This window comes from Gemmobacter denitrificans (assembly GCF_036964905.1).
Classification (GTDB): domain Bacteria; phylum Pseudomonadota; class Alphaproteobacteria; order Rhodobacterales; family Rhodobacteraceae; genus Gemmobacter; species Gemmobacter denitrificans.
The window spans coordinates 156703-166119 of the sequence record NZ_JBALHR010000008.1; the positions used below are offsets into that span (position 1 = coordinate 156703).

The 9417-nt window shown below is 57.9% G+C and carries 13 protein-coding genes and 1 tRNA gene; 8 read left to right on the forward strand and 6 right to left on the reverse strand.

Features of this window, described 5'->3' with window-relative positions; all coding sequences use genetic code 11:
- The first annotated feature begins 442 nt into the window (after positions 1 to 442).
- From V6590_RS13955 to V6590_RS13985, 7 genes are all read left to right on the forward strand, one after another.
- A tRNA-Asn gene (locus V6590_RS13955) sits at positions 443 to 517 on the forward strand.
- Between the two features lie 155 nt (positions 518 to 672).
- Positions 673 to 1437, forward strand: a complete 765-nt coding sequence (locus tag V6590_RS13960) for a hypothetical protein (RefSeq protein WP_335424110.1) — start codon at positions 673 to 675, stop codon at positions 1435 to 1437.
- Positions 1430 to 2062, forward strand: a complete 633-nt coding sequence (locus tag V6590_RS13965) for a hypothetical protein (RefSeq protein ID WP_335424111.1) — start codon at positions 1430 to 1432, stop codon at positions 2060 to 2062. Before V6590_RS13960 ends, V6590_RS13965 begins: the two co-directional genes overlap by 8 nt.
- A complete protein-coding gene (locus tag V6590_RS13970; protein ID WP_335424113.1) occupies positions 2059 to 2385 on the forward strand; it encodes a hypothetical protein in 327 nt (108 codons plus the stop codon). Before V6590_RS13965 ends, V6590_RS13970 begins: the two co-directional genes overlap by 4 nt.
- A 73-nt stretch (positions 2386 to 2458) precedes the next feature.
- Positions 2459 to 2854 carry a TIR domain-containing protein gene (locus tag V6590_RS13975; RefSeq protein ID WP_335424115.1) on the forward strand — a complete coding sequence of 132 codons (396 nt, stop codon included), beginning with the start codon at positions 2459 to 2461 and terminating at the stop codon, positions 2852 to 2854.
- A complete protein-coding gene (locus V6590_RS13980; protein ID WP_335424117.1) occupies positions 2851 to 3726 on the forward strand; it encodes a DUF4231 domain-containing protein in 876 nt (291 codons plus the stop codon). Before V6590_RS13975 ends, V6590_RS13980 begins: the two co-directional genes overlap by 4 nt.
- A 41-nt stretch (positions 3727 to 3767) precedes the next feature.
- The gene (locus V6590_RS13985; RefSeq protein WP_335424118.1) at positions 3768 to 5018 is read left to right on the forward strand and encodes a DUF5677 domain-containing protein; all 1251 of its coding nucleotides are present in this window, start codon (positions 3768 to 3770) and stop codon (positions 5016 to 5018) included.
- Between the two features lie 71 nt (positions 5019 to 5089).
- Here the strand turns inward: V6590_RS13985 and V6590_RS13990 are convergent, their stop codons facing one another.
- The 3 genes from V6590_RS13990 to V6590_RS14000 are packed head-to-tail and all read right to left on the reverse strand — an operon-like array spanning position 5090 to position 6369.
- On the reverse strand, positions 5090 to 5764 hold the full coding sequence (locus V6590_RS13990; protein ID WP_335424120.1) for a hypothetical protein: 675 nt from the start codon (positions 5762 to 5764) through the stop codon (positions 5090 to 5092).
- Positions 5743 to 5928 (reverse strand): hypothetical protein, encoded by a 186-nt coding sequence (locus tag V6590_RS13995; protein ID WP_335424122.1) that lies wholly within the window; start codon positions 5926 to 5928, stop codon positions 5743 to 5745. The genes V6590_RS13990 and V6590_RS13995 overlap by 22 nt, the downstream gene beginning before the upstream one ends.
- Before the next feature lie 39 nt (positions 5929 to 5967).
- Positions 5968 to 6369, reverse strand: a complete 402-nt coding sequence (locus tag V6590_RS14000; RefSeq protein ID WP_335424124.1) for a hypothetical protein — start codon at positions 6367 to 6369, stop codon at positions 5968 to 5970.
- Between the two features lie 69 nt (positions 6370 to 6438).
- On the opposite strand from V6590_RS14000, the gene V6590_RS14005 reads away from it, so the two are divergent.
- Positions 6439 to 7035, forward strand: a complete 597-nt coding sequence (locus V6590_RS14005) for a recombinase family protein (protein WP_335424126.1) — start codon at positions 6439 to 6441, stop codon at positions 7033 to 7035.
- Between the two features lie 201 nt (positions 7036 to 7236).
- Here the strand turns inward: V6590_RS14005 and V6590_RS14015 are convergent, their stop codons facing one another.
- The 3 genes from V6590_RS14015 to V6590_RS14025 all read right to left on the reverse strand — a co-directional run.
- Positions 7237 to 8115: a NaeI family type II restriction endonuclease gene (locus tag V6590_RS14015; protein WP_335424128.1), complete on the reverse strand. Its 879-nt coding sequence runs from the start codon at positions 8113 to 8115 to the stop codon at positions 7237 to 7239.
- Positions 8116 to 8177: 62 nt separating this feature from the next.
- Entirely contained in the window at positions 8178 to 9137 is a 960-nt protein-coding gene (locus V6590_RS14020) for a DNA cytosine methyltransferase (protein ID WP_335424130.1), read from the reverse strand.
- 97 nt (positions 9138 to 9234) lie between these two features.
- A partial coding sequence (locus V6590_RS14025) for a hypothetical protein (protein ID WP_335424132.1) occupies positions 9235 to 9417 on the reverse strand: 183 nt, incomplete at its 5' end.

Consider the following 9417-nt stretch of genomic DNA (forward strand, 5'->3'; position numbering starts at 1 on the left):
TCCCCAATGATGCGACGTCGCGCAAGCCTCCATTGCCACGACACAGGGTGACTGATCCGATAGCAACTGCACCAGCCGACCCCGCGATACAGCCCGGTTGAAGACCACGACGCCATCGGGCCTGACGCCGCAAACTTGAAAACTGTTCTTGGCAAGGTCGATTGCCAGTATGCTAATCTCAGACATGGATGCCTCCCTCTTCTCGGTTCCAACAAAACCACTTTGGCACACTCGATGCCGTCGGGTGGGGGCATCCACCGCATCAGTTCAAAATGCTCCCTCCTGTCCTACCGATGCCGCAACTATAGCTGCGGTTGGGTGGGAAGGCAGTTCATCCCATTAGCTCAGTTTCACAGTCCGAAGTTTTTCTTCTCTTGAACAGTTTTTGTAAGCTTACCCCCCTTGCGAACCCCGAAACCCGAAGTTATACCCCGGCTCGTGTTCCGGCGTAGCTCAGCGGTAGAGCAGTTGACTGTTAATCAATTGGTCGTAGGTTCGATCCCTACCGCCGGAGCCAATAAAATCAAGACGATACGAGGCGCCTTCGGGCGCCTTTTTCGTTGCTCTGCAACAACTCTGCAACATTCGGTCGCCTCGGGCGCACAGGCCTGCGGTTAACGGTTCGTTAACCAAACTCAGGCAAAGTCCTTCTGTCACAGTGACTTAGAGGGAGTGCCGATTCTGTTGCTGCAATCATGGGGAACAGACTTCACCTATGAGCAGCCCGTCCATCCGATCAAGGTGGACGGACAGCAGTTCGCGTTGCCGCCTGACTTCGTGCAAGGCCTCAACTTCCTCCGCTACTTCACGGTCAGCAAGCATCACTGGATGCAGTGGGTCCACCTGCTCGACGGCAGGCTCTATGCTGCATCCAACAGCTTGATCGTCGAGTATGAGATCGGCCCGTGCGAGTTGGAGAACACGATCTTCTCCCCAAAGGTCTGCTGCATCCTTGCTGGCTTCGCCACGCCGCCCGAAGGCGTCGTGATCGGAAACGGAACGCTTCTGTTCACTTGGGCCGATGGTCAAGAACTGTTTGTCGATAGAAGCCGCGAACCTGTGGGTTACGGTGGCGAGATCGCAGGCATGTTTAAACGTCACTGGACCTTTGGCGTCGGCACGTCCATCGACGACGAGGCGCGCAAGAGTTTGCACAGCGCCTTTGACGCCCGAGGCAGCGGCGACGTTTTCTTTGATGGTCAGACAGCCCTCTGCCGCAACGGCGCGCGCACGTCTGAAACCCTGCGCCCCTTTACAGCCAACACCGAAGGGCTAATCCGCTTCGACCGCAAGCCGTTCCTCGCCATGCTCAAGGTCGCGACCGAGATCGACTTCGCGGCAAGCCCCTTGTGCTTCCTCCATGCCCACGGGCGCGGTATGCTCGTACGGCGCACTGTGGGGCGCGACGTGCCGACGTTCGGGGGCGACAATGGCTGAACCGCTCGACGGCTTCTTCTTCCATCCTGACGGTGCGTCGCCCGAGGCGCAGCTTTCGCGCCTGCTTGCGGGTGAGCATAACCCGCAGTTCGACAGCCCCTTCTCGACGACGATTGACGAAGTCAATGACGAGATCAAAGCAGCCGAGGCCGAACGCAGCAAGCTGCTTGCGCGCCTTGTCGCCCTTCGCGAAAAGCTGCTGTCCCTGCGCACCCACAAGCAGCAGGTCACGCAGGCCGTCGAACGGTTCGAGAAGACAGGCGAGATTGACCCTGTGCTGATCCCCGCGTGCAATGCGTTGACGGCGAAAGAGCAAGCGGCGCTGCGCAAGGATGACGAGCCGATCAGGCAGACCGAGATCAAGAACGCGAAGGAAACGCTGACGGCCAGCCTCCCCGATGGCTGGGACGTGACGGAGACGACCGCAGACGACGAGTTTGTCTATGTGACGGTGAAGCGCCGCCGCGAAGTTGTCGCAGCAGAGCGCCCGTCACGCGAGACAACCCGCGAGGGGATCGTCGAGAAGGTCAAGCAGGCCTTCGAGGCATATCGCCGCGACTTCCTTAACCGCAGGCAATCGCTCCGCTTGGTGACGGTCACGGCCAGCCCAAGGGCGTCGCCATGACGCGAAACAGCCTCAGGACGATTGAATGGGAAGGCGAGCCAAGCGAAAACGATCTGTGGAAGCTATTCTCCGACAACCCTGACGCCGCCTCAGAAAGGGTGCTGTTCTACTCGCAGCTAAAGCCGCTACTGCGGAAGATGCGCCTGACAGACGAGACGCGCTATTACCGTCTCTATGAGCACTCACCCGTTCCTGAACGGCCTGAGCAGGCACGTCTGCGCGTGACCGTGACCCAGCGGAACCTCTACAGGGTGGCGGGGGCGATGATCACAGGCGCGGCCTCCGACGCCGCAATCCAGTATCTCGGAGCTGCTCCCTCATAGACTTTGATGTTCCGCTTTGGCGCGCAACGTGGTAACAACCTGTGGAGGCATTCTCGCAGGAAAACACTACATCATGTCAAAACGGCTCTTTATCAGTCACTCTTGGTCTTATAGCGAACGCTACAACTCGATGGTCAATTTGCTGACCAATCGCCCATACTTCGATTGGCAAAACTACTCCGTGCCGGAGCACAAGGCCTTTGTAGGCCTAAACGCAAATGCCTTGGCAGAACAACTGCGCAACCAGATTAGGCCTGTTCAGTGTGTTATCATCATTGGCGGCATGTGGACTAACCACAGCGACTGGATTCAGTTCGAGATGGATTTTGCAAAGAGCATCGGGAAACCGATCCTTGGGGTTCGTCCGCGTTCGGCAAAGGTTATGCCACAGGCGGTCGTGAACGTGTCGGACCTTGTGGTCAACTGGAACACTGAATCCATCGTAGCAGGCATTAGGCAGATATCGTGACAAACCAGAAGTTGGAATATCCCGCCCTTTACACGAGCGCCGACGACGCCTCTGCTCGAGCGCAAAAAGGCTTCCTGTGGACAATCCGTGCCGAGTACTTCCTGCTTCTGCTCGTCAGCCTCTCGCTTGCGAACAAAGATGTTTTTCTGCATAGCCGCCTAACCGTGACACTGTTGCTCGTGATCCTTGCTGGCCTATTCGTCTACAAGGTCGTGAAGAAGCTTGATCAAGACTGGTATAGGTGCCGAGCGTTGGCAGAGTCCGTAAAGACGTTAACTTGGCGGTTCTGCATGAGAGCGCATCCTTTCGTCGATGCCGAGAAGATTGCACTTCCGAAGGCTGCATTTCGCAACCAACTTCGGGGCATCCTGCAATCGAACCAAGCCATCGCGCAGGAGTTGATTACGCCGGAGGCCGAGCAAGTGACCGCTTCGATGTTGCAAGTCCGAGCTCTGGGGTTGCAAGAGAGGATCGCATACTACACCGAAAACCGCGTTGACGATCAGCGTCGCTGGTATGCAAAGAAATCCGTCTGGAACAGGCGGATGCTTCGCGTATGGGTTGTCATTACGATAGTGATATATCTGGCTGCGGCACTTTCACTTTATGCCGACGAATTGGGATACGGCTGGTTTTCTAGGTTCTTTGATCCGTTGATCGTACTAGTGACGTCTGTACTCGGCTGGATTCAGATGAAGCGTCACAGCGAACTAACCGCCAGCTACAATTTGGCTGCACATGAGATCGGTATCATTAAGGGAAATGCCGAGGCGGTGAATACAGAGAGCGAATTTTCCGATTTTGTCAACGAGGCGGAGTTGGCATTTTCAAGAGAGCATACTCAGTGGGTCGCTCGAAAAGATGCATCTTAATGCTTTCCATGCACGCGGTCGAGTAGTTATTTGGAAGCGAAATGTCGAAATTAAAGAAGCACCTCGAAGAAAATCTGAAAGATATTCCCAAGCACTTCGTGCGCAAACTCATAGCTCAGAAGCTTGCTGACCAAGGAATCGAGAATTCATCTTTGCTTTCTGCACTGACTGAGCACATTTCCTCAGGCTCCAGTGAAGACTTTCATTGGGACGATGGCGAGCCTGACATTACGAAGAAACTCAGTATATCGTTCACCGATGAGGACGGACATCGAATTGAAAAAGAGGTGTCCGCATTTCTCAAGGATGGTCTGCCGAAAGTGATTGAGAACACCTTGAGAGAGAGCGCCAAGTCATTTGTTAGATCGCTTGATAGACGATGGCCCGAGCAAAAGGTTGAAGAGCGTGGAGACATGCGCCACTTTCGCGACAGACTTGAGCTTAGGTGGGGTAAAGGATTAGACGCTCTCCACATGCTGCTCATATCTTCGAGAGAGATTGGGCAGAATTATGCCGAAAAGCTCTCACGCTCTCGAGCAAAAAGCGGAAGGATTAAACGGCAAGCCCTTGTCATACTTCATATGCGAGCCTGTCAGACAACATTGGAGATAGTGACTTTACTTGGAAATGGCCTTGCTGATGGTGCGTTCGCCAGATGGAGGACGCTTTACGAGATTTCGGTTGTTGCGTTCTTGATTGACAAGTTTGGCGATTCCGTTGCGGAGCAGTATTTGGCACATGAAGTGGTGAGTCTAAGAGAAACCGTTATAAACGAGTTCAAACATGCCGGAATAACGTATGATGAAAAAAACTTGCGAGGTGAGATCAAGGACTTGCAGGATGAGTTCGAAGCCGCAACTGACGCATATGGACGTTCTTTTGCGGGACCATATGGTTGGGCCGCATCCTGTCTGAACCTCAAGAGTCCGAGATTTCAAGATCTGGAAGAAGCGATTGGTTGGAAAGCGTTGCCCCCAAATTACAAAGCATCGAGCCACAGAATACACGCTGGCATTGTTGGCGCAGTTAGGAGCCTTTCAACGATTGGCGGTCAACCGTTTATTCATGCAGGAGCATCTAATGCAGGACTTGAGACTCCCGCATCGAATACCGCCTATTCTTTACTTCATGTAACATCGCTGCTTTTCGGGAAATCTAGCGATCTTGAGGTCCAGATTCAGATGCAAGCTCTAGTTATTTTAAGAGATCGGGTTGTGCGCGAGTGCGGCAAAGCTGCGAAAACTCTTGAAAAAGACGAACTTGAAATACGGAGCGGCTTGTCGGAGCTTTAATTAACTAAAAGTCGGGATGTTACAAAGAACGTTTGAGATCAAATCTACAACCCGCCCGAGCCGCGGCTCTGTCAGTAATACCCGATCAGGTGCGCAACCTCCATGCGCTGCGGCTTGAGGTGCTGCGAGGCAAAGCCGCCGACGATCAGCGCAATCCCAAGATCGCCGTGGCCGGAACCGTTGCGCCCCTGCGTGATGATCTGGTTGCCCGCAGCCGTCGTCTGCGTCGTGAAGGACGCAAGATCGGCCTCGATCTCGGCGCGCAACGGGCAGTCGTGGGCAAACTTGATCTCGCCTGCGGCAAACATCACGGCAAGGGTTTCGATCATGGCCGTTTTGCCCGCGTTGACGTAGCGGCCTTTCTTCGTCCACTCCTGCCCGCCCGTCATCTGAATGGCGAAGTGCGGCACGTTCTGCTCGTGCAGCATGTCCGAGACGACGCGCCCGATGGAGGTGCCGTCAATCACGAGGTTCGACTTGCCACCGAACGGCGGCGCGTTCTTGAGGCGGATCAGATGGTCCACCACGTCAACATAGCTGACCCCACGGAAGCGGTCAGCGAACACGACTGTCCGCTCACGCGGGCCGACGATCACGCGCCCCTCGTCCACCGTGGGCAACGCCTGATCCTTGATCACGCAGACATCCGCTGCGATTGCCTCGGGTGATCCTGAAGGCAATCCATCCTTGCGCGGACGGCCACGGGGTCGGGTGGTGATGGTGGTCAGGTGGTCTGCGGTGTGCATAGCCGCACCCCACGATAGCGCGACACGATGCGGGCCGCTGCCATGGACAGGCCAGCCGGGCGTTCTATGTCTGCGCCCCGTGTATCATAGAGCATCGCAGCTTGGTCAATGATCGCCAGCCGCAGGTCGCCACGCACGCCGGGTCCAATAAGTCCCTTCTGCACGCCGATAATTCTCGGCAATCAACTCGAGGTCCGCAGCGCCTATCGCAGTTCCGCGATTGATCGCTGGGTGCCATCTGACCCGAGGAACTTCCAGTTGCCATTCCAGACATTTTCGTTGCCGTCTACTATCGACTGGTTGAGCTGGTTGAGCGTCGGGAAGCGTTCTCCGGTATCTGGCCTGACCCACTGACCGTCTTGGACAACGCCCGTGTAGTGCTTGCGCTTGTAGGTGCGAAACACCTCAAAGCCTTCCGCGAAGTGGACACCGCTTCGCCCATCGGTGATGCCGTGCCCCTTCAACGTGACCTTGTTCGGAGCGGGGGCGGGCTCGCCGCATTTGAGCAAGCGGTTGAGGATGGCGTCCTCTGTGTCCTCCCCCGCCTGTCGCTGTGCCCAGATAGCCGCGAAAACCGCTGTCGAAACCGAGATGGTCCTATTCATAGCTTTCTCCGATTCTGCTTATCCTCTATAAATAGCAAATAGTGCTATTTGCTGCAAGAGGAGAATCTGATGAGGAAGGCCGCGATCTACGCCCGGGTATCGACTAGCGAACAGACGCCCGAAAACCAGCTTATCCGCCTGCGAGAGGTGGCGGAGCGAGCGGGTTGGGCCGTTGTGTGCGAATATGTCGAGACGGCATCCGGCGCCAGCCGCGCGCGGCCCGGGCTGGACGCGATGATGAAGGACGCCGCGCGCCGCCGGTTCGACTTTGTGATGGCTTGGGATGTGTCGCGCCTCGGGCGATCCCTTCGCGATCTGGTGGACCTGTTCGAGACGCTGCGCAGCGTCGGCTGCGACCTCTTTCTTGAACAGCAGGCGCTGGACACCTCCACCCCGGCGGGCCGGGCGCTGTTGCAGATGTCGGGCGTCTTTGCTGAGTTCGAGCGAGCGATGATCGTGGAGCGCACCAAGGCCGGGATGGCCCGCGCCCGGGCGCGCGGCAAGCAGATCGGTCGCGCGCCCGCTTCCGACGCCATCGTGGACGCGATCCGCGCCCTTCGCGCCGATGGCATGGGGATGGACCGGATCGCCGGGGAACTTCGGTGCGGCAAGGGGCTGAGCCAGCGGGTCTGCCAGCAGTATGACAAGGAGATGGCCGATGGATGAAGACAGGTTTCGCGATCATAGCGCGGGATGAACTCGGCCCAGTCGAGGCATTCGATGATCACCCCCGCCAGGCGGCTGTGCAGGTCTTCCAGCATCGGCTCCAGCGTGGTCAGGTTGAGGGGAACTGGACGTATCGGGTTTGACTCCGGGATGAAAAAAAGGTGGGGGCGGCCAACTGGCCGCCCCATCTTTCTAGATGCGCTAAATTTTCCATCCAGCGGCACGCGCAGCAGCAAGCTCTTCGTTGGTGGTTGGGGTATGGGCAACGAAGTCCCCTGTAGGCAAGCTGAGAGCGCGGATAAGCGGCCCGTCATACTTCCCTGACAGCAGTAGAATTCCCTCGGCCGCGAGCAAATCTCGTGTGCCACGACCACCGTCAGCGCGGATGCGACGCATGAAGTCCTTCTGCCGTGCCACACCCTCAACCGTCTCGCGGGTGACTGGGATGCCCTGCACCTCTCGAAACAGCGCCATGACCCGCTCATTGCCAGTTCGACCGGAGACGATACGCTCGACCGATTCCGCAGGGATCGTGCGCCAAAAATTGGGCGGGTATGGATAATCCGAAAATACCCAACAGATGTGCGCAAACCCAGCGGCTGAAATACTCTTCTTCGCATCCCGGTTGGCGCTGGCCGTCAGATATTCAGGTCGGGCCACAATAAGTCCGAGGTAACTGCGGGCGCGGACCTCATCGGCGGCAACGAGGATACAGGGCTGGCCTATAGCCTCTCCCGGGATCATCCAGTTATTGCCCATGGTGTGCTTTATGTCGGTGTCGTGCCCCGCTACGACCGCATCCAACCGACCGCGCGGAAGCGAAAGCAGCGATCTCAGCATAATTTCCACGCGGGTGCCGATGTAGGTCTTCTCGGTCTTCTCCAGCTCGTCGTAAGACCGCCGCCCGGTGCGCGGCGTCTGGATCACGTCGTCAACGACCTCTCGCAGTAGGGCCGGAACCTCCTGCGCGAGTTTCCCCGCCCCACCGGCCCGCTGGTCGAGTTCGGCAAGGATGGCCGACGACACGGCAAAGTCGGGATGGCCGGGGGCGACGAGGCTTGCTGGAAGATTGGCGCGCAATAGGTCTGATTCTCCACCGAAATTGGTAGAGAGTGTTGCACAGCCCGCGCGGGTGGTCGAGCTTAGGCGCTAACGGCGAAGATTCGCCGGGCCGTCAGGGCCGCGCGCACGTTCTCGCCCACAGCCCTTGCGACCGGCGGCGGGAAGGCGTTGCCCACCTGCCGGTAGGCAGCTGTCTTGCGCCCCGTGAACTGCCAATCGTCAGGGAAGCCCTGAATGCGCGCCACCATCGGGACCGTGAGGCGCGGCATCCCCACGAAGTCCGCAGCCGGAGGCTCGTCGGCAACGGTCTTGCCGTTGACCCCGAGCGAGGCCCACGCGGCCCGTGCCCGAGTAGGCCCGAGGTCGGGGCCGCCATGCTTTTTTGACCCGCCCACGATGGTCGGTGCGATCTCGTCGGCTCGCTTGGCCCATGCGTCGGCCCCCGGCCAGCCCCCGGCGGCCATTTGCTCGCGAAGGACCGCACCGACCGTGGGCGGGTTGTGCGGCTGCGGCGTAGGCCAGTCAAAGTGTTCGGTGGAAGAGTTTTCAATCGCCACGATCACGACCCGGGGACGGAGCTGCGGCACCCCGTAGTCGGAGGCGTTTAGGAGCCGCCACTCGGTCTTGTATCCGAGCTTCTCAAGCTGGCGCTTCAAGTCTTCCCGGTAGTCTTGGAAAACCGCGTCAAGGAAGCCCCTGACGTTCTCGATCATGACCGCCCGGGGCTTCGTTGCTGCGACGATCTCGATTGCGTCCGGGAACAGGTTGCGCTCGTCAGCCGCGCCAAGCTGCTTTCCAGCCACCGAGAAGGGCGGGCAGGGCAGGCCCCCGGCCAGAAGGTCAATCCCGGCGAAGGTTGCGGAGCGCTCTTTGAAGATGCGCAGGTCGTCTTCGATCACGTTCCAGTTGGGCCGGTTCGCCCGGAGTGTGGTGCAGCAGTGCGGGTCAATCTCGACAAGCGCAGTGTGGTCGAAGCCCGCCTGCTCGAGGCCAACAGCCTGACCGCCCGCTCCCGCACATAGCTCAACTGACGTCAACATTTAGTTGGCTCCTTATCTTTCGACCCTAACCCTGCTCTATCCGACAGCCCGACATCTGTCAGCATTAAATACATGTTCGCTCAATGTTCTAAATTAGTCATTCACGGTTGGCAACCATTTCGCAGCGGTCAATATGCGAAGCGCCGAGCCGATGCGCGTTAAAGCTAATTTCCCCAATGCGTTGCAAAAACGAAAAAGGCGTCCTCGTGAACACGCCCGCCCTGCCCCAGCTTCGCCAACTCGCATCCAGAGAGGAATTGATGGACCCCATCCTGCAGAT

Bases quoted from the DNA above. Each gene is read 5' to 3' on its own strand.
- V6590_RS13965 (WP_335424111.1), top strand. From the start codon at position 1,430: ATGGCTGAACCGCTCGACGGCTTCTTCTTCCATCCTGACGGTGCGTCG.
- V6590_RS13970 (WP_335424113.1), top strand. From the start codon at position 2,059: ATGACGCGAAACAGCCTCAGGACGATTGAATGGGAAGGCGAGCCAAGC.
- V6590_RS13975 (WP_335424115.1), top strand. From the start codon at position 2,459: ATGTCAAAACGGCTCTTTATCAGTCACTCTTGGTCTTATAGCGAACGC.
- V6590_RS13985 (WP_335424118.1), top strand. From the start codon at position 3,768: ATGTCGAAATTAAAGAAGCACCTCGAAGAAAATCTGAAAGATATTCCC.
- V6590_RS13990 (WP_335424120.1), bottom strand. From the start codon at position 5,764: ATGCACACCGCAGACCACCTGACCACCATCACCACCCGACCCCGTGGC.
- V6590_RS14000 (WP_335424124.1), bottom strand. From the start codon at position 6,369: ATGAATAGGACCATCTCGGTTTCGACAGCGGTTTTCGCGGCTATCTGG.
- V6590_RS14005 (WP_335424126.1), top strand. From the start codon at position 6,439: ATGAGGAAGGCCGCGATCTACGCCCGGGTATCGACTAGCGAACAGACG.
- V6590_RS14020 (WP_335424130.1), bottom strand. From the start codon at position 9,137: ATGTTGACGTCAGTTGAGCTATGTGCGGGAGCGGGCGGTCAGGCTGTT.